This window comes from Mesorhizobium sp. A556, assembly GCF_054489545.1.
Map to the genome: position 1 here is coordinate 81,616 of NZ_JBTMXA010000002.1, position 22,393 is coordinate 104,008.

The following is a 22,393-nucleotide window of genomic DNA, read 5'->3' on the forward strand; positions in this document are numbered from 1 at the left end:
GCCGCGACAGCCTTATTAGCCCGACGACCCGGAGAGACACTCGATGACCAAGCCTGCCACTCCTGCGCGTGCGCCCGGCCGCGGCCGCGTCTATAATTCCATCACCGAGACCATCGGCGACACGCCGCTGGTGCGGCTCGACAAGTTCGCTGCCCAGAAGGGCATCGTCGCCAAGCTGATGGCCAAGCTCGAATTCTTCAACCCGATCGGCTCGGTCAAGGACCGCATCGGCGTCGCCATGATCGAGGCGCTGGAGGCCGAGGGCCGGATCACGCCCGGCAAGTCGACGCTGATCGAGCCGACATCCGGCAATACCGGCATTGCGCTGGCTTTCGCCGCCGCCGCCAAGGGCTACAAGCTGATCCTGACCATGCCGGAAACCATGTCCATCGAGCGCCGCAAGATGCTGGCGCTGCTGGGCGCGGAACTGGTGCTGACGGAAGGGGCCAAGGGCATGAAGGGCGCCATCGCCAAGGCGCAGGAACTGGCCGCCTCCATTCCCGGCTCGGTCATTCCGCAGCAATTCGAAAACCCCGCCAATCCTGAAATCCACAGGGTCACCACCGCGGAGGAAATCTGGAACGATACCGAAGGCGGCGTCGACATCTTCATTGCCGGCATCGGCACCGGCGGCACCATCACCGGCGTCGGCCAGGTGTTGAAGGCCCGCAAGCCTTCGGTGCAGATCGTCGCCGTCGAGCCGGCTGCATCCGCCATCCTGTCCGGTGGCCAGCCCGGCCCGCACAAGATTCAAGGGCTGGGCGCGGGTTTCGCCCCGAAAATCCTCGACACCTCCGTCTATGACGAGGTCGTCACGGTTTCGAACGAGGATTCCATCGCCAATGCACGGCTCGTCGCGCGGCTTGAAGGCGTTCCGGTCGGCATCTCCGCGGGCGCTGCCCTTCAGGCGGCCATCGTCGTCGGCTCGCGCCCGGAAAATGCCGGCAAGAACATGGTCGTGGTGATCCCGTCCTTTGCCGAACGATATCTCTCCACCATCCTGTTCGACGGCCTCGGCACCTGACCACGCGCCGCCTCCCTGCCAGCGTCCGGGATGGCGGTCGAAAAACATCGTTCTACGATGCAATTATCGGTTGGCATTTGACGAACGCTGTCTAAACTCGCCCGTCCAGCGCCGCTGACGGTGTTGCGAGATTGATAACGAGGCATGTCGGGGAGGAATTGCATGCAACATTTCAGGACCAGACTGATCGCGGCCGGTGTCGTCGCGTTTTCACTCGGCGCCGGCGTCGCTTCCGCAGCGGCTCAGGAGTTCATCAACGTGCTGACCGGCGGCACCTCGGGCGTTTATTATCCGCTCGGCGTCGCGCTCTCGGAAATTTATAGCAAGAACATCGAAGGCGCCCGCGTCCAGGTGCAGGCGACCAAGGCTTCCGTCGAAAACCTCAACCTGCTTGAGCAGGGCAAGGGCGAGATCGCCTTCGCACTGGGCGATTCGGTCAAGTTCGCAGCCGAAGGCAACACCGAGGCCGGCTTCCGTGGCAAATTGGAGAAGTTGCGCGGCATCGCCGCCATCTACCCGAACTTCATCCAGATCGTGGCCAGCAAGGAATCCGGCATCAAGACGCTGGCCGACCTCAAAGGCAAGAGCCTGTCGGTCGGCGCGCCGGCATCCGGAACCGAACTCAACGCGCGCGCCATCCTGCAAGCCGCCGGCATGAAATACGAGGATCTCGGCAAGGTCGAATACCTGCCCTTCGCCGAATCGGTCGAACTCATCAAGAACCGCCAGCTCGACGCCACGCTTCAGTCGGCCGGCCTTGGCGTCGCCTCGATCCGCGATCTTTCGACCTCGCTGCCGATCAACGTCGTCTCGGTGCCGGCGGCGGATGTCGAAAAGATCGGCTCGCCCTATATCTCGGTCATGATCCCAGCCGGCACCTATGACGGCCAGACCGAGGACGTACCGACGGCTGCCGTCGGCAATTTCCTGGTCACCCAGAGCGACGTTTCGGACGAGACGGCCTATCAGATGACCAAGCTTCTGTTTGAGCATCTCGATCAACTCGTCGCGGCGCATGCCGCCGCCAAGGGCATCGACGCCGCCAAGGCGCTGGACGGCATGCCGATCCCGCTGCACCCCGGCGCCGAGCGCTACTACAAGGAAGTCGGCCTGTTGAAGTAGTTGACGGCATCCTTGACAAGCTCTTAGCACCTCCTCTGGCCGGCAGGCTGGAGGAGGTGCCTTGGATTTAGCGCTCCGGCAAGAGGAATGCATTCGATGAGCCAAGCCGTAAATCAGGCCGCCGAAAACCCCGAAATCATCCACATGCCGGAGGTCGAGGAGCATGTAGAGGGCCTGCCGCCCGGCTTCGGCGAAGGGATGATGGGCAAGGTCGCTTTCCTGATCGCGGTCGCCTTCTCCGCGTTCCAGATCTATACCGCCGCCTATGGCAATCTGCCGAGCCAGGTGGTGCGGGCCATGCATGTCGGCTTCCTGCTCCTGCTCGGCTTCGGCCTTGTCGCCAATCTGCGCACGACGTCCAGGGCCGCCAAGATCCTGTTCTGGACCCTTGGCATCCTCGGCTTTCTGACCGGCGTCTATCACTGGGTTTTCTACACCCAACTGATCATGCGCTCCGGCTTCCTGACCGTGCCGGACCTGATCGTCGGCAGCGTGCTGGTGGTGCTGGTTTTTGAGGCGACCAGGCGGCTGATGGGCCTGCCGCTCGCCATCATCGCCTTCCTGTTCCTCGCCTATTGCTTCGTCGGCAACCATCTGCCGCCGCCCTTCATCCATCGCGGCTACGATTTCTCCCAGATCGTCGATACCTTCGCCTTCGGCGTGGAAGGCATCTACGGCACCCCGGTCTATGTCTCGGCGGCCTATATCTTCATCTTCGTGGTCTTTGCCTCCTTCCTCGAACGGGCCGGCATGATCGCCCTGTTCAACGATTTCGCGCTCGGCCTCGTCGGCACATGGCGCGGCGGCCCAGCGCAGGTCTGCGTGCTTTCGTCGGCGCTGATGGGCACCATTTCCGGCTCCGGGGTCGCCAATGTCGTGGCGTCCGGCCAATTCACCATTCCCCTGATGAAGCGCTTCGGCTTCCGCTCCGCCTTTGCCGGCGCCGTCGAGGCAACCTCGTCCATGGGCGGCCAGATCATGCCGCCGGTGATGGGCGCGGTCGCCTTCATCATGGCCGAGACGCTGAACATTCCCTATGCGTCGGTGGTCAAGGCCGCGATCATCCCGGCCATGCTCTATTTCGGCGCTTGCTTCTGGCAGGTGCATCTGGAAGCCGGCAAGCAGGGCCTTTCCGGCATGGACAAGGCGTCGTTGCCCAACCCGTGGACCGCGGTGCGCCTGCATTGGCCGCTGGTGCTGCCGCTGGCGGCGCTGGTCTATCTTTTGTTCGCCGGTTACACGCCGATCTTCGCCGGCACCATGGGGCTGGCGCTGACCGTCGTGCTGATCCTTGGCACGCCGCTGGCGGCGTCGATCGGACCCTTTGCGTTCCGCGTGGTGTTCTGGCTGGCGCTTGGCGTGGCCGCCGCCTCCTTCATGGAATACGGCGTCAACATCCTGGCGCTGGTCATCCTGGCTCTGGTCGTTGCCTGCCTCATGTTCAACGGCGGACGCCAGACGCTGCGCATCTGCGTGGATTCGCTGGCCGAAGGCGCCAAGAACGCGCTGCCCGTCGGCATCGCCTGCGCCATCGTCGGCATCATCATCGGCACGCTGACGCTCACCGGCATCGCCTCGACCTTCATCGGCTGGATCATCTCCATCGGCGAGAACAATCTGTTCCTGTCGCTGGTGCTGACCATGCTGACCTGCCTGGTGCTCGGCATGGGCATCCCCACCATCCCAAACTACATCATCACCTCGTCGCTCGCCGGCCCCGCACTGTTGTCGCTCGGCGTGCCGCTGGTGGTCAGCCATATGTTCGTCTTCTATTTCGGCATCATGGCGGACCTCACCCCGCCGGTGGCGCTGGCCGCCTTCGCGGCCGCGCCCATGGCCAAGGAAAGCGGCCTGAAGATCGGCGTGCAGGCATCCAAGCTGGCGATGGCCGGCTTCGTCGTGCCGTTCATGGCCGTCTATACGCCGGCCCTGATGCTGCAGGACCCCGGCCCGATTGCGGCAGCCTACGGTTATCCGGTCGAGGTGGTCTATATCGTTGCCAAGGCCTGCATGGGCATCCTTTTGTGGGGCGTTGCCGCTGTCGGCTTCCTTTTTGCGCCCGCCGCCTGGTGGGAGCGCATCGTCGCCTTCGCCGCCGGGCTGCTTCTGGTGCTGGCCGTTCCGCTGACCGATGAACTCGGCTGGGCGCTGGCCTTCGCCTGGATCGGCTGGCACTGGTGGCGGGCGCGGCAGACCGCTGCCGTCGCATGAGCCTCTGCATCCTCGCGGCCGGCAAGGTGACGGTGCTTGCCGCGATGGCTTTCACGCTGTCGTGGACGCATTCGGTGGAAAAAACCCGCTGGCGGGAGTACTGGAAGGTGACGCCCACCGGCCTTCAGGTCGTGGAGGCGCGCATTAAGGGGTCGGGAGCCGGCATGGACCCGCCCGAAGGCTCCGTCCTGAAAGATGGCTGGTGGGTTTACGCGCCGAAGGTAGCACCGCTCAAAAGGCTGGTGCTGGCCGCCTCAGGGGCGACCGGCGGCGGCTGGTCGCTCTGTACGCCAACTGGTTGTACGATGATCGGCGAGCGGTCGGGCGACCCGACCGTTGTGACCGTTTGCGGCGATCATGGCGAGGCTCAATGAGCGCTGATGCCGAGAGAATGGCCGCTCCGCGCGCAGGCCGGGCCGGGGCCGCGCATGTAGTAGCGCTCCGGCCGATAGGTCGGCGAAACGAACTCGCGAATGGCGGCGGCATAGCCCGCGATGTGGCTCCAGATACGCATGTTACTCAAGTCCCTGTCCCGATTTTCGGATGTCCCGTCCGATTGCGAACATCCTAGCTCGCAAGCATGAATAGTCGGTGAACCTGATGTTAACTTTCGGCTGAAACCGCGTCGCTTCGTGGCGGGAATGCGGCAAATCCGGGGTGTTTTGGTGGGTTTTGACGCCATTGCCCGGACTGTGCCTTTTCCATCACATTCCTTTCGGCTGATCGGTGGATAGCACCCTTATCCGACGACGCCCGGCATTCACCCCAGAAACACTTTCGCAAATTCCATCCTGCCTTTGGGCGAGAACGTCACCACGCGGCTGCCCTTCTCGCGGCGCGCCCATCTTTCGGCGATGATCCTGTCGAGGATGGCCGCACCCAGCGTACCGGCAAGATGCGAGCGCCGCACGCTCCAGTCGAGGCAGGCGCGGCACACCGGCCGCCGTGATTTCGCTGGCGCATCAAGGTCGATGCCGATGGCGCGGAAATGCGAAGCGCCGTGCTCGCTCAACCTGATTTCGTCGCCATCGCGGACCAGCAGTCGCCGTTCCAGAAAACCGTCCAGCATTTTCACCGCATGCTCACCCGCCAGATGATCGTAGCAGACGCGCGCCTCGCGCAGCGTCGCTTCGCGCGGGCCGGGCCGCGCCCGTCTTGGCCCAAGCGTCGCGGCAACGCCCATGATCGCCTCCAGCATGCCGGCGACCTGGGGGCCGGCCAGCCCGTAATAGCGGTGCCGGCCTTCGCTCGCTACGCTCAACAGTCCGCCCTCCAGCAGTTTGGCAAGATGCGAACTCGCGGTGGGCATGCCGATGCCCGCTTCCTGCGCCAGTTCGCTGGCGGTCAGCGCCGTTCCCGTCATCAACGCCGTCAGCATGTTGGCGCGCGCCGGGTCGCCGACAAGGTTGGCGATGCGGGCAAGATCGGGTCCGTCTTTCATGGTTCGCTCTCCATCGAAGTATTGAAGGCAGAGAACCACTATTCTCGGGCGAGATCAAGGAGCCAGCCATGACCGAATTTCACCTCGCCCGCCCACAACCGGCCACGCGCCCGCGTTTCCGTTTGTTCGGCTTGCGCGGCCTGTGCGCGTGCATCGGGCGCACCTACGACCGCCATTTGCAGCGGTGCGATCTGGCCGAGATCGACGACCGCATGCTGTCCGACCTTGGTCTGACGCGGGAGGACGTTCGCCGCGAATGCGCCAAATCGTTCTGGCGGCTGTAGTCAGGCCCCGATCAGGCATTGCCGATCAGCACGCCTGCCGCGAATACCAGCGCGCCGCCCAGAACCACCTGGAAGGCGGCGCGCAGGAACGGCGTCTGCATGTAGCGATTCTGAATGAAGGCGATCGCCCACAGTTCGAAGAACACCACGATGGCGGCCACGATCGTCGCCGTCCAGAAATGCGGGATGAGATAGGGCAGGGCATGGCCAAGCCCGCCCAGCGTCGTCATCAGCCCGACCGTCAGGCCGCGCTTGCTCGGCGAGCCGCGCCCCGACAATTTGCCGTCGTCGGAGGCGACCTCGGTGAAGCCCATCGAGATGCCCGCGCCGATCGAGGCCGCCAGCCCGACCAACAGCGTCTGCCAAGTGTCATGCGTGGCGAATGCGGCGGCGAAGATCGGCGCCAATGTCGAGACCGAGCCGTCCATCAGCCCGGCCAGCCCCGGCTGCACATAGGTCAGGATGTACTGGCGACGCTCCGTCGCGGCTTCCCCGTCGCGCACATCGCCCGGCACCAGCTTTTGTTCGAGATGCTGCGCCAGCGTTTCGTGGCGCTGTTCGGCCGCCGCCAGATCGCCGAGAAGTTTGCGGGTCGAGGCGTCGGTGGTGCGCTTGGCGGCCTCGACATAGAAAAGATAGGCCTGCCGTTCCATCGTCTCGGCCTGCGCGCGCACCGTGTCGATGCCAAGCGGCCGCACAAGCCAGTCGGGCCGGCGTTCGTAATAGCCTTTGACATGCTCGCGCCGGATCAGCGGAATGCGTTCGCCGAAGCGCTTTTTGTGCAACTCGATGAGGGAAGCGCGGTGGCCATCTTCTTCGACCGCCATTGCCTCGAACATCTTGGCCGACTGCGGAAAGCTTTCCGCCAGCCCGTCCGCATAGGCGCGGTAGATGCGCCCGTCGTCTTCCTCGGAAGAAATGGCGAGCGCCAGCACTTCCTGCTCCGACAGCGAATCGAAACGGCGACGGCCAAAGCCCATAACACGGGAAAGCATGATAGCGGTTCTCTAGTTTAGAATAATTCTAAACTAGAGAATGAGCCCGCCGAGGTCAATTGGCGATCGTTCAGGGGGTCCGGAATTTTCGCCCTCAAAAATGAAAGAGACCCTTTTTAGCGGCGAAGCGCCACTTATATAGGGAAACCTAAGCCAATAGAGAAAGGCAGCCGCATGACGGCCAAGCAACACCACAAGGCATTCGAGGCGAAGCCCGTGCTCGATCTCATTGCCTCCATCGAGGCGGATATTCAGCGCCTGAAGGGCATGATCGAGGCCGAGGTCGAACGGTTCGATCCGGCCAATCCGCACAACAAGGCGCCCGACGGCAAACTGACCGAGGAGGGCGTGGAGTGCTGCTACCGCCTGTTCGACGAAGGCAAGTCGCGCTATTCGGTGGCGCAGCAGATGAAGATATCCTTCGCCGCCGCCACGCACCGATTCAATAGCTGGCGCAAAATCGGCGGCGAAAAGCGCAAGCGCGCGCTGTTGGGGTGAAGGGAGTGTGCAGGCTCGTCGGCGGGAGTGGGATTTGCCTAGGCCACTTGGGCTGAATGGTTTTGCATGCCAGCCGGCCCAGGTTTCTGCCAAGGCGCCCCCACCCCCAACCCACTAGGGGGAGGGGGAATCAAGCGGCAACTGTCACAATATTAGCGGCTTACGAACGACTGGTCGCATCAGTGTTCCCCTCCCCCTTGTGGGGAGGGGTTCGGGGTGGGAGTGCCGCCGGCAGAACGGCTACCGTTGAGTTGCTCTCAACTGTCTACAGCCAACGAACCCGGTGCTTTACCCGATCACGCCGCAGCGGCGGTCGCGGCGGTCGAAGCTGACGATCACGCGATTGCCGTTTCTTGAACGGCCGGCAACGTCGATGGTGCGGCGGCCGACATCGGCGATGCGCGCGCGTCGAATGCCCATCCGTTCGGCCTTGTCCAGCGCCCGGTCCGGCGTGCAGCCGCGGTCGTGCCGGCGGCTCTCGCGATTGTCGTCGCGGCGGTCATTGCGATCACGCCGCCGGCAGTCCTCGCGGTCCGGATCGCAATTGTCCCGCAACTGCATGGTCGGGCCGTCGCGGCCAAGGTGAAGTTCGATGTCTTGCGCCGAGGCGGCGCTGAACGAGAAGGGCAGGCTGGTTGCCGCAAGGGCTAGAGCGAGCGTCGCAGATGTGATGATCTTGTGCATGGTCTGGTTCTCCTGTGCTCAGCCATAACGGCGGCGAGGGCATCCGGTTCAAATCAGATTTTAGCGGTTTTGAGATATATTGCGTGATGGCTTTGCCTTTTGCCGGCGGCTGTTGTTCCAGCGGTGGCGATCGGTTGGCCGTTTGCCGGCGCGGCCTACTTTCCAATGGCGCGTCGCGGTGGTTTTCGTGCACAAGGGCTGCTCAGGGTCTGTTTGATAATTCGCCCTGCCGAGGCATCTGGCGTGGCTTTCGGGGTCGCCATCGGCGGCGAGCGAAGCGTACTACAGTACGTGAGCACCGGAAGCGCAGAAAACCACGCCAGATGGCCGGCAGGGTAGAATTTCCAAATAGTCTCTCAGGATTGAACAGCAGGAGCCACGCATGCCCGCCATACCCGCCCCTCCCGGAATTTCCGAAATTCGCGCCGCAGCCACCCGCCTTGCCGGCCTGGCCGTCGAGACGCCACTGCTGGAATCGCCGATGCTGAACGAGCGTTTCGGCGCACGGCTTCTGTTCAAGCCGGAAGTGCTGCAGCGTACCGGTTCGTTCAAGTTTCGAGGCGCCTACAACAAGATTTCCTCGCTGTCGCCGGAAGAGCGCAGCCGGGGCGTCGTCGCGTTTTCGTCGGGCAACCATGCGCAGGGCGTGGCGCTTTCGGCCGGCATGTTCGGCATCAAGGCGGTCATCGTCATGCCGTCCGATGCGCCGGCGATGAAAATCGCCAACGTCCGGGCCATGGGCGCGGAAGTCGTTCTCTACGACCGTATCCGCGAAGATCGCTCAGCCCTTGCCCAGGCCTATGTCGACAAGGGCATGGTGCTGGTGCCGCCCTATGACGACCCGGCCATCATTGCCGGGCAGGGCACGATCGGCCTCGAACTGGTAGCCCAGGCCGAAAAACTCGGCGCGAAACTCGATACCGTCGTGGTGCCGTGCGGCGGCGGCGGCCTTGTCGGCGGCATTTCCGTTGCGATCAAGCATGCCTCGCCCGCGACCATGCTCTGGGGGGCGGAGCCGGAGCATTTCGACGACACCCGCCGCTCGCTGGCCGCCGGAAAGCGCATTGGCGTCGAGCCCGGCCACACCTCCATCTGCGATGCGCTGCTGACGCCGGAGCCGGGCGAAATCACTTTCGAGATCAACCGCCACAATCTGGCCGGCAGCGTCGCGGTTACGCCAAAAGCCGTCGCGGCGGCGATGCGCGATGCGATGGCATATCTGAAGCTGGTGGTCGAGCCGGGCGGCTGCGTGGCGCTTGCCGCGTTGTCTTCGGACGAGATCGACATCGCCGGCAAATGCGTGGCCGTGGTTTTGTCGGGCGGCAATGTCGATTTCGGGCTCTATGCGGACATCATCGCGGGCAAGCCGCCTTACGATTCAGTGGAAAGCTTCGCCAATCGCTAGCGTCGAGTTCCGTCGCACCCCCCTCTGGCCTGCCGGCCATCTCCCCCGCAAGGAGAGAGATCAGACTGCCGCGATTTTGTCGTTCATTCTGCGATGTCGAAAATTGTCGGATATGCCGAAGAGATTGATCTCCCCCCTTGCGGGGGAGATGTCCGGCAGGACAGAGGGGGGCAACGTAGAGCACCGACCTTAGGATACTGACCGTAAATGTCAGCAGCGGCATTGATATCTGCATACGTGACACGATATTCAGCCTTCTTCCAACGTCCCTTTTCAAGCAGCAGTTTGTCTCCATGCAGCCCATCATTGCCATTTCCGGGGTCTCGAAGACCTATGCGAGCGGGTTTTCCGCGCTTAAGACGATCAATCTCGACATAGAGCGCGGCGAGATTTTCGCGCTGCTCGGGCCGAACGGCGCGGGCAAGACGACGCTGATCTCCATCGTCTGCGGCATCGTCAACCGCTCGTCTGGCACGGTGACGGTGGACGGCCACGACATCGGCACGGATTATCGCGCCGCGCGCAGCCTGATCGGGTTGGTGCCGCAGGAACTGACCATCGACGCCTTCGAGACGGTGTGGGCAACCGTCAGCTACAGCCGTGGCTTGTTCGGCAAGCCGGCCAACCCGGCTTTCGTCGAAAAGGTGCTGCGCGACCTGTCGCTGTGGGACAAGAAGGATGCCAAGGCGATCACGCTTTCCGGCGGCATGAAGCGCCGGCTGATGATCGCCAAGGCACTGTCGCACGAGCCACGGGTGCTGTTCCTCGACGAGCCGACCGCCGGTGTCGATGTCGAACTTCGCCAGGACATGTGGGCGATGGTCCGGCGGCTGCGCGAGGATGGCGTCACCATCATCTTGACCACGCATTACATCGAGGAAGCGCAGGCGATGGCCGACCGCGTCGGCGTCATCAACCATGGCGAGATCATTCTGGTCGAGGACAAGGACGAGTTGATGCGCAAGCTTGGCCGCAAGCGCATGGTGCTGGAACTGCGAAAGCCTCTCGACGCCATCCCAGCCCCGCTCGCCACTTACGGGTTGGAGCTTTCCGCCGATGGCCAGCAACTGACCTACACCTATGACGACCAGAGCGATCGGCCGGGCGTCGCCTCGCTGCTGCGCGACCTCGCCACCGCCGGCATCGAGTTCCGCGACCTCGAGACGAAGAACAGTTCGCTGGAGGAAATCTTCGTCAATCTGGTCAGGAGCGCCGCATGAACCCGCGCGCCGTCTGGGCGATCTACCGGCAGGAAATGGCGCGCGCCTACCGCACGCTGCTGCAGAGCATCGTCTCGCCCGTCATCTCCACCACGCTCTATTTCGTCGTGTTCGGCTCGGCCATCGGCTCGCGCATCACCGAGGTCGACGGCATCAGCTACGGCGCTTTCATCGTGCCGGGGCTGATCATGCTGTCGCTGTTGACGCAGTCTATCTCCAACGCCTCCTTCGCCATCTATTTCCCGAAATTCGTCGGCTCCATCTACGAACTTCTGTCCGCGCCGGTGTCCTATCTGGAGATCGTGCTCGCCTATGTCGGCGGGGCGGCCACCAAGTCGATTGCGCTTGGCCTCATCATCCTGGCGACGGCCACGCTGTTCGTGCCGCTGCACATCCAGCACCCGTTCTGGATGCTGGGTTTCCTGGTGTTGACGGCGGTGACGTTCAGTCTGTTCGGCTTCATCATCGGCATCTGGGCCGGCAGCTTCGAGCAGTTGCAACTGGTGCCGCTGTTGATCGTCACGCCGCTTACCTTCCTTGGCGGCAGTTTTTATTCGATCGACATGCTGCCGCCGGTCTGGCGCACGGTCACGCTGTTCAACCCCGTCGTCTATCTCGTCAGCGGGTTCCGCTGGAGCTTTTACGGCAAGGCGGACGTGTCCATTGGCGTCAGCCTGGGAATGACGATCGTGTTCCTGCTTGTGTGCATCGCCATCGTCAGCTGGATTTTCCGCACTGGCTACCGGCTCAGGAACTGACTTCGTCTCTTGACCGCGACCAGCGCTTCGGAAACAAGGCTGGGCTGGTCATTTCGAGGCGGACAATAAAATGAGTTTCTGGGGCCTGTTTCAACTCGGCCTGTCGACGGGGGTGTTCCTGCTGGCGGCGACCGTGGCGAAATACTGGGGACTTGCGCCCACGCTTGGCAAATTGCTGCTGACCCTGGCGCTCTACTCGCTCGGCAACCTCATCATGCTGCGCCTGATCCGCGAATTCGGCATGGGTGTATCGCTCAGCCTGTCGGCGGTCATACAGCTTGTCGCCGTCAATGCCATCGCGCTGGCCTTTTTCGGCGAGCGCCTCAATTCATTGCAGGCAATAGGCCTGGCGCTCGCCATCGTGGCGGTGGGGCTGATCACGCTCGGGCCATATTTGCAGGGCCGATGATGCCTGAAAAGCCGCAGGATTGAGATGACAGGCCGGCATTCGGGTAGGATCAACGCTTCCACCGCCATGGCCGTGCTGGTGGCGATTGCAGGCACACTGGGCTTCGCCGTGCTGATGTGGGTAGCAGCAGCCGTTCCGCCGCATGCCTTCGACACGCAGATGCTGCTTGCCTTTCGCCAAGCCGGCCATCCGGACATGCCAATCGGACCTTTATGGCTGCAAGAGGCGATCCGCGACCTGTCCAGCCTGGGCAGCGTGATCGTGCTTTTGCTGGTCATGGCCGCGGTCATTTTCTACCTGCTATTGGTCCGCCGCTTGGCTGCCGCGCTGTTCGTCTTCCTTGTGCTGGCCGGCGGCCAGGTCCTGTGCAACGCGCTCAAGCTTGTCGTGGACAGGCCGCGCCTCGATCTCGTTTCGCATCTCAGCCACGTATCGACGCTGTCTTTTCCGAGCAGCCACGCGATGATGTCGGCCGTGACCTACCTGACGCTCGCGGCAATGGCCGGCAGCTTCCTGCCCGGCCGGATGAGCCGGATCTACCTGCTGGCGCTTGCGCTGCTGGTCACGCTCGCGGTCGGCACCAGCCGCATCTATCTCGGCGTCCACTGGCCGTCCGACGTCCTTGCCGGCTGGTGCGCCGGCTTTGCCTGGACAGCCATCTGCTGGCTGGCGGCAAGGTTCTGGAACTGGCTGCCCTGAAAACATACCGGCAACCCTATCCTTCAGAAACCCCGGCCGCCGCCGGCTTCGCCCAAATCAGCGCCTTGTAGTCGAAGCCGTATTCCAGCGTCGGCTTGACGATGCGGAAATAGGGCGAAAGGTCGAAATCGCGCGGCGTAAACAGCGAATAATGCCGGATATGCAGGATTTCCTGCCGTGAATAGTTCGACTGCGCCGAAGCACGGCCGGGGGCGCGGGTGATTTCCGGCAGGATCGGGTAGGCGATTTCGCCATAGGCCTGCGCGATCAGCGTCGAGCAGATGGCGCGGGTCGGATCGCCCGAGCCGAAGGCGATCATGCGGCGGCGCCAGCGCACCGGCACCGGTGGCGTCGGCAGGAAATAGCGCAACATGTCGAAAATGTTCTTCAGATCGTAGCGCAGGCCGATCTTGCCGGTCATGAAGGCGACCATGCGGTCGCGGTCGTCCGGCGAAAGCCCGCTCGCGCGGCAGATACGCGTATTGTAGGTGCGATAGCGCGACAGCGGCACCGCGACGCAGCCTTCGCCGAGCGTCACCTCGATCAGGCGAGGCCGCTCCGAACCGTCCTGCGGCTCCGGCATGGCGTCGCCGATATAAAAGGCCGCATGCGACCACGTCGATTGCGTCAGGTACTTGATCGCCGCTGAAATCTTCTGGTTGCCCTCGACCAGAAGGATGTCGCCGGGTTCCAGCGCGCGCCGCAGCGTTTCGGGATCGGAGGGCGTGTAGGGTTCATAGCCGGAGGATTCGGCCTGCAGCCGGCCTGCAATCCATCGACCCAGCCGGTCGAGCAGCGTGTCGGTAACCCCAGTCATTCAGTATGCGCCGGGCGTGAAGGCCGCCCGCCAAGCCTTTGCCGCCGGGTCACCGCACCAGCTCCGGAAAGCCGTTCAGCGCCAGCGATGCGTTGGAATAGCGGATTTCGCCTGTCACCTCGCGGTCGAGCCAGACGGGCAGCATCGCGTCCGCCACCCGGTCCGGCGTTTCCAGTTCGGCAACGATCAGGCCGTCGAGATCGCCCGAAAAAACGTCGACCTCGTAGAGATAATCCTGATGACGCACATGATGCCGGGTCTTGGTGATGACGGTGCCGATGGCAAATGCCATCATTTCCTTCGCCTCGTCCAGCGGCACCGCATATTCGAACTCGTCACGCTCGGCGAGGTCGGAGCCGAATTTCAGCGTCAGCTTGGCGGCCTTGCCGTTGCTGATGCGCAAGCGGATCGAGCGTTCCGCCGAAATCGCCAGATAGAACTGGACGATGGCGATTTTCTTCTCGACGCCGGCAAGCCACGACGCATCCTTCAGCAGAAATTTTCGTTCTATTTCCTTGGCCATGGCCGACTAAAGCCCGGCGTGCCGCTCAAATCAATTGCGGCAGCGGCAAATTTGGAGAGAGGCGTCTCAATTGACATTAATCAATCGATTGATTAAATAAGGTGATGGCCAAACCCACGACGAAATCCCCGGTGCGCGCGCTGTCGCCTGAAGCGACCCGCGCGACGTTGATTCTTTCGGCGCTGAGGTTGTTTGGGCGATATGGCTACGACGGCAGTTCGACGCGGCAGATCGCGGCCGACGCCAGCGCCAATATCGGTTCCATCGCCTATCATTTCGGCAGCAAGGAAGGGCTGCGCATCGCCGCTGCCGACCATATCGTGGAAACCATCCAGGCCATTGCCGGCCAATCGCTGGGGCCGCTGGATGGGCAAGTCGCCACACCGGAAGGCGCGCGCGAAAAACTGTTCGCAGTGCTCGACCGCATGGTGACGTTCCTTGTCGCCAGTCCTGAAGCCGGCGAAATCGTGCAGTTCATCTTGCGCGAGATGGCAAGCCCGTCGCCGGCGCTGGACCGCATCTATGACGGCGTGTTCGAGCCAACGCATCGCCGCCTGTGCCTTCTGTGGGAGCAGGCGACCGGCGAACCCGCCGAAAGCGATGCGACCAAACTGACCGTATTCACGTTGATCGGGCAGATCGTCTATTTCCGCATCGGCCGCGAGGCGGTGCTGCGCCGCATGGGCTGGAGCGGCATCGGCGCGGCGCAAGCGGCTCAGGTGGCGGCGGTTGCCGCCAACAATCTCGGCGTCATCCTGGATGCCCGAAAAGGGCCCGGATCGAAGGGATTGGGATCAAAGGGGCAAGGTTCATGAGTTTCCTCTGTTCGATACCGCTTGCCGTCCAGTTGTTTTCGGCATGCGCGCCGGCCGCCCCGCTCGCCGTCGGCTATGTCGAGGGTGACTACGTGCTGCTGGCGCCGATCGAGGTGGCGCAGGTCGAGACGATTTCGGTCAGGCGCGGCGACCGCGTCGAAGCCGGCGCGCCGCTGGCGACGCTGGAAAGCGACGACGCCAGCATAGCCGTGGCGCTGGCCGAGGCGGCGCTGGCGCAGGCGAAGGCCCAGCTTGCCGATTTGCAGGTCGGCAAGCGGCCGGAGGAGATTGCGGTGCTGGAAGCAGCACTGCGCTCGGCGCGCGCTCAGGTCGACGACGCCAACCGCACGCTGGCGCGCACAAAGGACCTGTTGCAGCGCAACGTCGCCACCCAGGCGCAGTTCGACGATGCCACCACGCAGGCGGAGGTTACGCAGGCGGCGATCGGCCAGGCCGAGGCCAATCTGGCGGTCGGGCGGCTGCCGGCACGGCCGGAAACCATCAAGGCAGCGGAAAATCAGGTCAAGCAGACGCAGGCCGCGCTTGACCAGGCGCACTGGCGGCTTTCCCAGCGCACGCTGACCGCGCCGGCAGCGGGCCGCATCGACGACGTAATCCGCAATCCGGGCGACACGGCAGGCCCGAGCGCGCCGGTCATCTCCATGCTGCCGGACGGCGCGGTCAAGCTCACTGTCTATATTCCCGAAGCCGCGTTTTCCTCGATCAGGATCGGCACGCTGCTCAGCGTACACTGCGATGGCTGCGGGCCAGATTTGAAGGCCAGGGTCAGCTATGTTTCGCCCGACCCGGAATTCACCCCGCCCGTCATCTACTCGCTCGAGAACCGGCAGAAGCTGGTCTATCTGGTCGAGGCCCGCCCGCAGGGCAATGCCGGGGCGTTGCAGCCGGGGCAGATCGTGGATGTGGGGCTGGTGAGCGAATAGGGAAGTAGCGAATAGAAAGTTTGGTTCGAGAGTGAAAATGTCGAGATTGTTTTTCCCTATTGGCTATTCGCTACTCCCTATTCGCTCGCATGCCAGAGGCATGCGCTAATGAACGTCATCGACGTGCACGGCCTGGTCAAGCGGTTCGGCGACAAGACCGTCGTCGACCATGTGACGATGAACGTGGCGGAGGGCGAGATCGTCGGCTTTCTCGGGCCGAACGGCTCGGGCAAGACCACCACCATCCGCATCATGTGCGGGCTTTTGACGCCTGACGAGGGCGAAGGCACCGTGCTTGGCCTCAACATCCGCACCGACAGCCTGAAGATCAAGCGCGAGGTCGGCTACATGACGCAGCGCTTCTCCTTCTATGAAGACCTTACCATCGGCGAGAATCTCGAATTCGTGGCGCGGCTTTACCAGTTGAAGCCACTTGGCGACTACGTATCGGATACACTGGAGGACCTCGGCCTCACTTCGCGCCGCAACCAGCTTGCCGGCACGCTTTCGGGCGGCTGGAAGCAGCGGCTGGCGCTCGCCGCCTGCATCATGCACAAGCCGAAGCTGCTGTTACTGGACGAGCCGACCGCCGGCGTCGATCCGAAAGCGCGGCGCGAATTCTGGGACGAGATCCACCGGCTGGCGCGCGGCGGCCTGACCGTGCTGGTTTCCACCCACTACATGGACGAAGCCGAGCGCTGCCACCGCATCAGCTACATTTCCTACGGCAAGATGCTGGCGACCGGCACGGTCGACGAGGTCATCCGCGACGCGGGGCTGACCACGTTCGTCGTCACCGGGCCGAAACTCAACGAGGTCGCGGCAGCGCTTGAAGGCAAGCCCGGTGTTGACCAGGTGGCCCCGTTTGGCACGACGCTGCACGTCGTCGGCTCCGACGAAAAAGCGCTGAAGGCAGCCCTTGCCGATGTCGAGAAAAATCATCAGGGCGTAAAGGTGACGCCCGGCGAAACCAGCCTGGAAGACGTGTTCATCCAGTTCATGGCCGGCTCGAAGGACAATATGGGATGATGAGGAGCGGTTCGCGAAGCGAACGAAAAGCCCCCAAATGGGCTTTTCGAGTGACGAATGCCCGAGGCCATAGCCGAGGGCCGGATGAGATGGTGCTGCTATGAACGCCGTCTTCTCCCTCGCCCGCCTCAACGCGCTTTTGGCCAAGGAATTCATCCAGATGCGGCGCGACCGCGTCACTTTCGCGATGATGTTGGGCGTGCCGCTGATGCTGTTGATCCTGTTCGGCTTTGCCATCAACAACGATCCCAAGCGCCTGCCGGCGGCCCTCTTGGCGATGAGCAGCGACCAGTACAGCCGCGCCATGGTGGCGGCGCTGGAAAATACCGGCTACTACCGTTTCGACCATATCGTCGAGACCGAGGCCGAGGCCGATTTCCTTCTGGCTCGCGGCGACGTTTCCTTCGTCGTCACCATTCCCGCCGATTTCGGCCGGCGCGTCGAGCGCGGCGATCATCCGCAAATCCTGATCGAGGCGGACGCGACCGATCCGTCGGTGGCGTCCGGCGCTATCTCCACGCTGGGAACGGTCGCCGGACAGGCGTTGCTTCGGGCGCAGGGCAGGCAGGATCAGGCGGCCGAGAACGCCGCCAGCCAGCTCGATGTGGTCGTGCATCGGCTCTACAATCCCGAAGGCGTCTCCCAGTACAACATCGTTCCGGGCCTGCTCGGCGTCATCTTGCAGATGACCATGGTGATGATGACGGCGGTGGCGCTGACGCGCGAAACCGAGCGCGGCACCATGGAAAACCTGCTGGCCATGCCAACCAGCCCGCTGGAAATCATGCTGGGCAAAGTGCTGCCCTATGCCTGTGTCGGCGCGGTGCAGGTCATGGTGGTGCTGATCGCCGCCAAGCTGCTGTTCTTCGTGCCCTTTGTCGGCGGCCTGCCGCTTTTGCTGTCCAGCATCTTTGTCTTCGTGCTCGGGCTTGTCCTGCTCGGCTATTCCATCTCGACCGTGTCGCGCACGCAGATGCAGGCCATGCAACTCACCTTCTTTTTCTTCCTGCCGTCGATCCTGCTTTCCGGCTTCATGTTCCCCTATCGCGGCATGCCGGCCTGGGCGCAGACCCTTGGCGAGATATTGCCGCTGACGCATTTCCTGCGCATCGTGCGCGCGGTGATGCTGAAAGGCGCGGAACTGCCGGCCATCGCCACGGAGATCGTCTGGCTGGTCGGCTTTGTCGTGCTGTTTGCCGGCACGGCGCTGGTGCGGTTCCGGCGGACCCTGGATTGAAATGGAACAAAGCTGGCCCGTCCGGGTTCACCTACTCCAATTCGAATGAGGGAAAACCATGCTCAAACTGATTTCCGCCGCCGCTGCCGGCCTGTTGTTGATGGGCAGCGCGGCAACAGCGCAGGATGCCAACAGGTTTCCGCCGCAGAACGCCAAGAAACTGTCCGAAATCGTGGCCAAGGTCGAGCAGCGCCAGGGCTTTCGCTACATCAGCGAGATCGACTGGGACGACGGTGCCTATGAGGTGACTTATTACACCACCGACAAGGCCAAGGTGGAGATCAAATACGATCCGCTGACCGGCGAGCCGAAATAGCGGGTATTCTACAGCCATCCATTGGCAAAGCCCGCGCGCCGCAGGCCGGCGATGACATACGGGCAGCCCCGCATCAGCTTCCAGATGAAGTCGCTGCGGTAGTTCTCGATCATCAGCGCGATCGGTCCCTGGTTGATGCCGACATGCTCCGGCGCCTGCCAGCCGCGCGGGTTGTCGTCGCTGCCGCCCAGTGTCGGGTTGAAGCTCGCGGTAAAGCCGTAGCGATGATCGTCCTTCAGGCCGATCGTGTGGAAATGGGTCAGCGCCGGCAGCACGATTTCCGGCGCGAAAGGCAGCGACGCGACCGTCGCCCAGGGCGAAATGGTGCCGTCGTCGGGGCCGAAGGGTACGCCTCGGGCGCGGTATCCGTAAAAGCGCCGCGCAGCTCCGTCTTTGTTTACCCCCTGCGGTCCCGGTCCGTCGCTTGCCGTGATGCCCCAGCAATCGGCATGGTAGCCCTCGAATCCGCGCGGATTGTTGATGGCGTATTGCTGCTGCACATAGGTGGCCTGCCGGCTGTTTTCGAAATAGTCGCTGCCATGCTCGCGCATGAAGGCGTCCTGGATGCCGCGAAAGTCGATCCAGATGTGCGACATCTGGTGGATGAACAACGGTCCGGCAAAGAGAAACTCGCGCCCGTAAAGCTTTTTCCAGCGGTAGCCGGTCAGCCATGCACGGTAGCTTTCGGCAGTCAGCGGATGGGTGGGCGAGCCGAGGCCCAGAATGTAGAGGATCAGCGCCTCGTCATATCCAATCCAGTGATAGGGCAGGAAGCCGCGTCCCGGCCGCCAGCCCATCGTCACCGCAGCGTTGCCGTCCTGCGCCCATTTCCAGTCGACACGTCGGTAGAGCGCGTCGGCCAGTTTCCTGATCTCCGCTTCTTCCTCTTCGTCCTCGCGAAAATAGGCGGCGGCAACGAGAATGCCCGCCATGAGAAGGGTGGTGTCGATGGTGGAAAGTTCGCAATTCCAGGCGCGGCGGCCTGTCTGCATGTCCAGGAAATGGTAGTAAAAACCCTTGTAGCCGGTCGCGTCCTTTTCCGGCCCCTGGCGACTGTTCCAGAAGAAGCGCAACGTCGCCAGCGTCCGTTCGCGAGCGTGATGGCGGGTCATGAATCCCCGCGCCACCGCCACCGGATAGGCGGTAAGCGCCATGCCGACCGCCGCGATACTGGCCGGAACGCCGGGGCGCGTCCGGTCGGCGATCAACCCGTTGGCCGGATTGCACTCCTCCAGAAAGTAGTTGAACGAAATCTTCTGGAGAGCCGCCAGCCGGTCGTGGTCGAGCGCCGCCGCGTGGGTCGTGCCGTGCAAATCCCGATTATCCCAATTATTCCTTGGCCTGAGCCATCACCAATACCGGCTTGTCCTGATAAAGCACGGGGAAAATCTGCTTGAGGTTCTCGACCTTGGGCAGGTCGTTATAGACGATATAGGGATAGGTCGGGTTGAGCGTCAGGAAATCCTGATGATAGGCCTCGGCGGGATAGAAGGTTTTGCCGGTTTCCAGCGTCGTCACGATCGGTTGGTCGAACGCCTTCGCCTTGTCGAGTTGGGCGATGTAGGCTGCGGCGATCTTTTTCTGGCTGTCGTTCGCCGCGAAAATGGTCGAGCGATACTGCGTGCCTTGGTCCGGTCCCTGATAGTTCAGTTGGGTCGGGTTATGCGCGACCGAAAAATACACCTGCAGCAACTGGCCATAGGTGATTTCAGACGGCTGGTAGGTGATCTTGACCGATTCCGCGTGGCCCGTGCGGCCCGAGCCGACCGTCTCGTAGGAGGCTGTATCGGCGCTGCCGCCGGTGTAGCCGGACACGGCGCTGTCGACGCCTTTGACATGCTGGAACACGCCCTGCACGCCCCAGAAGCAGCCGCCGGCAAACACCGCCGTTTCGGTGCCGGATGCGGCCTGTTCGTCCATAGTCGGCGCCGGGATGACCACCGCGTCCTCGGCGGCTTTCGCCGGCATCTGCCAGAAGGCGAAGCCGGCCGCAGAGATCGCCAAGGCAACCAGCACGGTTCCGGTAAGGCTGGACATGCGGCTTGCTGTCGAATTCAGTCGTTTCGTCATGGATGGCTCCAATCGTGTATTTGGGGACAATCATACGGCATCAATCGGGCGACATCGCCTCACATTCCTGTGCGTGGCTTCGTCTTGGCCCTGGTGGAGGAACGGCCGTCCTTCGCAGTGGGCAGGGACGGCCCGATACAGGCGAACTGAACACGCGCCACGCCCGATCGCTGAATATCGATTGTTCCTAGTTCGCCTTGGTGGCGTCGCAGGCCTTGGTCGCCGCGTCTTTCTTCATCGTGTCGGTTTCCATGGCCGCCTTGTCCATGCACTCCTTCATCATCTTTTCCGCCTTCATCGCGTCGGCCGGTTTCATCGCGTCGCCCGGCTTCATCGCGTCGGTTTTCATGCTGTCGGCGGGTTTCATTGCATCGTCGGCATAGGCGGCAGCGCCGGCGAAAAGCACGCTCGAAGCAAGAGCGAAGGCGAGCGCGGGAAGGGTGGTCCGGGAAATGTACTTCATTGCAGTCTCCTCTGGGTGGTTGGCGTCTCTGACGGGCGCCGGCATTTTGCGGCGCCGCGGGTGCGGCGTTGCGCAAATCTTGCTGGTCGGCTGCCTTTCTTGCTGGCAACGCATTCATCGGCATTTCGCGGGCCAGCCGCCGTTGTTACCGCTGCCAGGCAACACAGTTTCGTGATCGTTGGCTGCATTGCTTGGACATTTCCGCTGCTGCCCGTAACAGCGAGCGTCGGCGGCCGAATAATAAGGGAGACCGTGTGCGGATCGCTGGCGAAGCCGAACTTGCCGCGTTGCTCAGGGCTTCAATTGCTGGAGATGAGCGGGCCTATGCGGCTTTCCTGGCTGAGGTCGCTTCGCGGGTGCGCGGCTTTGCGCGGAAGCGATTGTCGCTGGGTGGTATCGACGCAGAGGACATCGTGCAGGAGACGTTGCTGGCGATCCATCTAAAGCGCCACACCTGGAGGCAGGATGCCGCAGTCCTGCCTTGGGTATTCGCAGTCGCCCGGTTCAAGATAATCGACGCATTTCGCCGGCGCGGTCGCGCTATGGAAATAGATATAGCGGACTTTTCAGAAACGTTGGCCGAACCCGAGAGGCAGAGCGTCAGCTCTCGGGACATCGGCCGGGTAATAGAGACTTTGACGCCGGTCCAAAGGACGGTCGTGCGCGCCATATCTGTCGAGGGACGCTCTATTGCCGAGACCGCCAAGTCCGTTGGTATGACGGAGGCCGCCGTCCGTGTCGCATTCCATCGGGGTTTGGCCGCGATCGCAAAACGGTTCGGGAACGATTGACATGAAAACCGACGATCTTATCGCCACCCTGGCCATAGACACACGAGCGACAGGACCGTCATTCGGCTTGGCGCTTGCCGGCGCGATTGTCATCGCCCTCCTGTTGGCGGCGGCGGTGTTTTTCAGCTTGCTTGGACCTCGCCCCGATTTTCAATCGGCCGTCGAGACGCCCCGCTTCCTGCTGAAGATCGCCATGGCTGTGACCTTGGCGATAACAGCGCTTGCCTGTACGGCGGTGCTGGCTCGGCCGCAGGCAAGCCCACGCATTGCAGGCCTTCTTGCCTTGGCTCCGGCGCTGCTGGCAATGACTGTGCTCGGCGAGATGATGGTTGTGCCGCCATCGGGCTGGTATGTCCGCTGGATCGGGACCAACAGTACGGTCTGTCTCCTGTTCATACCGCTGATCGGCATCGCCCCGCTTGCCGTTCTTCTCGCGGCCCTGCGCCGTGGAGCGCCGGCCAGACCTCTTTTGTCGGGAGCCGTGGCCGGTCTTCTGGCCGGAGGCATCGGAGCCGGCTTCTATGCCATCCACTGTCCCGACGACTCGCCCCTGTTCGTCGCCACTTGGTACAGCGTGGCAATTGCCTTGCTTGCCGTCCTCGGCGCAGCAGTCGGCAGGCGTGTATTGCGCTGGTAGG

The 22,393-nt window shown here is 62.9% G+C and carries 27 protein-coding genes; 18 read left to right on the top strand and 9 right to left on the bottom strand.

Annotation, left to right across the window (positions count from 1 at the left end; all coding sequences use genetic code 11):
* Positions 1-43 precede the first annotated feature (43 nt).
* From cysK to ACX3P0_RS04955, 4 genes are all read left to right on the top strand, one after another.
* The gene (gene cysK / locus ACX3P0_RS04940) at positions 44-1,024 is read left to right on the top strand and encodes a cysteine synthase A (protein ID WP_459086972.1); all 981 of its coding nucleotides are present in this window, start codon (positions 44-46) and stop codon (positions 1,022-1,024) included.
* A 162-nt stretch (positions 1,025-1,186) separates the two neighbouring features.
* Positions 1,187-2,146, top strand: a complete 960-nt coding sequence (locus ACX3P0_RS04945; RefSeq protein WP_459086974.1) for a TAXI family TRAP transporter solute-binding subunit — start codon at positions 1,187-1,189, stop codon at positions 2,144-2,146.
* Between the two features lie 96 nt (positions 2,147-2,242).
* Positions 2,243-4,357 (top strand): TRAP transporter permease, encoded by a 2,115-nt coding sequence (locus ACX3P0_RS04950; protein ID WP_459086976.1) that lies wholly within the window; start codon positions 2,243-2,245, stop codon positions 4,355-4,357.
* Positions 4,354-4,731 (top strand): DUF1850 domain-containing protein, encoded by a 378-nt coding sequence (locus tag ACX3P0_RS04955; protein WP_459086977.1) that lies wholly within the window; start codon positions 4,354-4,356, stop codon positions 4,729-4,731. The genes ACX3P0_RS04950 and ACX3P0_RS04955 overlap by 4 nt, the downstream gene beginning before the upstream one ends.
* Here the strand turns inward: ACX3P0_RS04955 and ACX3P0_RS04960 are convergent.
* A complete protein-coding gene (locus ACX3P0_RS04960; RefSeq protein ID WP_459087875.1) occupies positions 4,725-4,880 on the bottom strand; it encodes a hypothetical protein in 156 nt (51 codons plus the stop codon). The two genes, ACX3P0_RS04955 and ACX3P0_RS04960, sit on opposite strands and share 7 nt — an antisense overlap.
* A gap of 237 nt (positions 4,881-5,117) precedes the next feature.
* Positions 5,118-5,798 (bottom strand): ArsR/SmtB family transcription factor, encoded by a 681-nt coding sequence (locus ACX3P0_RS04965; protein WP_459086979.1) that lies wholly within the window; start codon positions 5,796-5,798, stop codon positions 5,118-5,120.
* A 68-nt stretch (positions 5,799-5,866) separates the two neighbouring features.
* Between ACX3P0_RS04965 and ACX3P0_RS04970 the strand changes: the two genes are divergently transcribed.
* On the top strand, positions 5,867-6,082 hold the full coding sequence (locus ACX3P0_RS04970) for a DUF1127 domain-containing protein (RefSeq protein WP_459086981.1): 216 nt from the start codon (positions 5,867-5,869) through the stop codon (positions 6,080-6,082).
* An 11-nt stretch (positions 6,083-6,093) separates the two neighbouring features.
* Here ACX3P0_RS04970 and mbfA read toward each other — a convergent pair whose 3' ends face one another.
* Positions 6,094-7,077 (bottom strand): iron exporter MbfA, encoded by a 984-nt coding sequence (mbfA, locus tag ACX3P0_RS04975; RefSeq protein ID WP_459086983.1) that lies wholly within the window; start codon positions 7,075-7,077, stop codon positions 6,094-6,096.
* A gap of 174 nt (positions 7,078-7,251) precedes the next feature.
* On the opposite strand from mbfA, the gene ACX3P0_RS04980 reads away from it, so the two are divergent.
* Positions 7,252-7,575 carry a hypothetical protein gene (locus ACX3P0_RS04980; protein ID WP_459086984.1) on the top strand — a complete coding sequence of 108 codons (324 nt, stop codon included), beginning with the start codon at positions 7,252-7,254 and terminating at the stop codon, positions 7,573-7,575.
* A 288-nt stretch (positions 7,576-7,863) separates the two neighbouring features.
* Here ACX3P0_RS04980 and ACX3P0_RS04985 read toward each other — a convergent pair whose 3' ends face one another.
* Complete coding sequence (locus ACX3P0_RS04985; RefSeq protein ID WP_459086986.1) at positions 7,864-8,259, bottom strand: hypothetical protein; 396 nt, start codon at positions 8,257-8,259, stop codon at positions 7,864-7,866.
* Positions 8,260-8,641: 382 nt separating this feature from the next.
* Between ACX3P0_RS04985 and ACX3P0_RS04990 the strand changes: the two genes are divergently transcribed.
* The 5 genes from ACX3P0_RS04990 (at position 8,642) to ACX3P0_RS05010 (ending at position 12,750) form a co-directional block, all read left to right on the top strand.
* The gene (locus tag ACX3P0_RS04990; RefSeq protein WP_459086987.1) at positions 8,642-9,664 is read left to right on the top strand and encodes a threonine ammonia-lyase; all 1,023 of its coding nucleotides are present in this window, start codon (positions 8,642-8,644) and stop codon (positions 9,662-9,664) included.
* Between the two features lie 293 nt (positions 9,665-9,957).
* Entirely contained in the window at positions 9,958-10,884 is a 927-nt protein-coding gene (locus ACX3P0_RS04995; RefSeq protein WP_459086989.1) for an ABC transporter ATP-binding protein, read from the top strand.
* Complete coding sequence (locus ACX3P0_RS05000) at positions 10,881-11,642, top strand: ABC transporter permease (protein WP_459086991.1); 762 nt, start codon at positions 10,881-10,883, stop codon at positions 11,640-11,642. Before ACX3P0_RS04995 ends, ACX3P0_RS05000 begins: the two co-directional genes overlap by 4 nt.
* Positions 11,643-11,712: 70 nt before the next feature.
* Positions 11,713-12,051 (top strand): hypothetical protein, encoded by a 339-nt coding sequence (locus ACX3P0_RS05005; protein WP_459080673.1) that lies wholly within the window; start codon positions 11,713-11,715, stop codon positions 12,049-12,051.
* A 24-nt stretch (positions 12,052-12,075) separates the two neighbouring features.
* Complete coding sequence (locus ACX3P0_RS05010; protein ID WP_459086993.1) at positions 12,076-12,750, top strand: phosphatase PAP2 family protein; 675 nt, start codon at positions 12,076-12,078, stop codon at positions 12,748-12,750.
* A 16-nt stretch (positions 12,751-12,766) separates the two neighbouring features.
* On the opposite strand, the gene ACX3P0_RS05015 is transcribed toward ACX3P0_RS05010, so the two are convergent.
* Positions 12,767-13,567 carry a C40 family peptidase gene (locus tag ACX3P0_RS05015; protein ID WP_459086995.1) on the bottom strand — a complete coding sequence of 267 codons (801 nt, stop codon included), beginning with the start codon at positions 13,565-13,567 and terminating at the stop codon, positions 12,767-12,769.
* A 49-nt stretch (positions 13,568-13,616) separates the two neighbouring features.
* Positions 13,617-14,090, bottom strand: a complete 474-nt coding sequence (locus tag ACX3P0_RS05020) for a CYTH domain-containing protein (RefSeq protein ID WP_459086996.1) — start codon at positions 14,088-14,090, stop codon at positions 13,617-13,619.
* A 104-nt stretch (positions 14,091-14,194) separates the two neighbouring features.
* Here ACX3P0_RS05020 and ACX3P0_RS05025 point away from each other — a divergent pair, with 104 nt between their 5' ends.
* The 5 genes from ACX3P0_RS05025 (at position 14,195) to ACX3P0_RS05045 (ending at position 18,431) form a co-directional block, all read left to right on the top strand.
* Entirely contained in the window at positions 14,195-14,905 is a 711-nt protein-coding gene (locus tag ACX3P0_RS05025; protein WP_459086997.1) for a CerR family C-terminal domain-containing protein, read from the top strand.
* The gene (locus ACX3P0_RS05030) at positions 14,902-15,849 is read left to right on the top strand and encodes an HlyD family secretion protein (protein WP_459086999.1); all 948 of its coding nucleotides are present in this window, start codon (positions 14,902-14,904) and stop codon (positions 15,847-15,849) included. Before ACX3P0_RS05025 ends, ACX3P0_RS05030 begins: the two co-directional genes overlap by 4 nt.
* A gap of 108 nt (positions 15,850-15,957) precedes the next feature.
* Entirely contained in the window at positions 15,958-16,878 is a 921-nt protein-coding gene (locus tag ACX3P0_RS05035; RefSeq protein WP_459087000.1) for an ABC transporter ATP-binding protein, read from the top strand.
* A gap of 100 nt (positions 16,879-16,978) precedes the next feature.
* Complete coding sequence (locus ACX3P0_RS05040; protein WP_459080666.1) at positions 16,979-18,115, top strand: ABC transporter permease; 1,137 nt, start codon at positions 16,979-16,981, stop codon at positions 18,113-18,115.
* A gap of 58 nt (positions 18,116-18,173) precedes the next feature.
* Entirely contained in the window at positions 18,174-18,431 is a 258-nt protein-coding gene (locus ACX3P0_RS05045) for a PepSY domain-containing protein (protein WP_459087002.1), read from the top strand.
* Positions 18,432-18,439: 8 nt separating this feature from the next.
* On the opposite strand, the gene ACX3P0_RS05050 is transcribed toward ACX3P0_RS05045, so the two are convergent.
* The 3 genes from ACX3P0_RS05050 to ACX3P0_RS05060 all read right to left on the bottom strand — a co-directional run bounded on the left by ACX3P0_RS05050 (position 18,440) and on the right by ACX3P0_RS05060 (position 20,964).
* Positions 18,440-19,744: a glucoamylase family protein gene (locus tag ACX3P0_RS05050; RefSeq protein ID WP_459087004.1), complete on the bottom strand. Its 1,305-nt coding sequence runs from the start codon at positions 19,742-19,744 to the stop codon at positions 18,440-18,442.
* Between the two features lie 16 nt (positions 19,745-19,760).
* The gene (msrA, locus tag ACX3P0_RS05055) at positions 19,761-20,501 is read right to left on the bottom strand and encodes a peptide-methionine (S)-S-oxide reductase MsrA (protein WP_459087006.1); all 741 of its coding nucleotides are present in this window, start codon (positions 20,499-20,501) and stop codon (positions 19,761-19,763) included.
* A 187-nt stretch (positions 20,502-20,688) separates the two neighbouring features.
* Positions 20,689-20,964: a pentapeptide MXKDX repeat protein gene (locus tag ACX3P0_RS05060; RefSeq protein ID WP_459080663.1), complete on the bottom strand. Its 276-nt coding sequence runs from the start codon at positions 20,962-20,964 to the stop codon at positions 20,689-20,691.
* 254 nt (positions 20,965-21,218) lie between these two features.
* Between ACX3P0_RS05060 and ACX3P0_RS05065 the strand changes: the two genes are divergently transcribed.
* Together ACX3P0_RS05065 and ACX3P0_RS05070 are read left to right on the top strand one after the other, a co-directional pair.
* Complete coding sequence (locus tag ACX3P0_RS05065) at positions 21,219-21,755, top strand: sigma-70 family RNA polymerase sigma factor (protein ID WP_459087007.1); 537 nt, start codon at positions 21,219-21,221, stop codon at positions 21,753-21,755.
* Position 21,756: 1 nt separating this feature from the next.
* Positions 21,757-22,392, top strand: coding sequence for an NrsF family protein (locus ACX3P0_RS05070; protein ID WP_459087009.1), 636 nt, complete (start codon positions 21,757-21,759; stop codon positions 22,390-22,392).
* The last annotated feature ends 1 nt before the right edge of the window (position 22,393 follow it).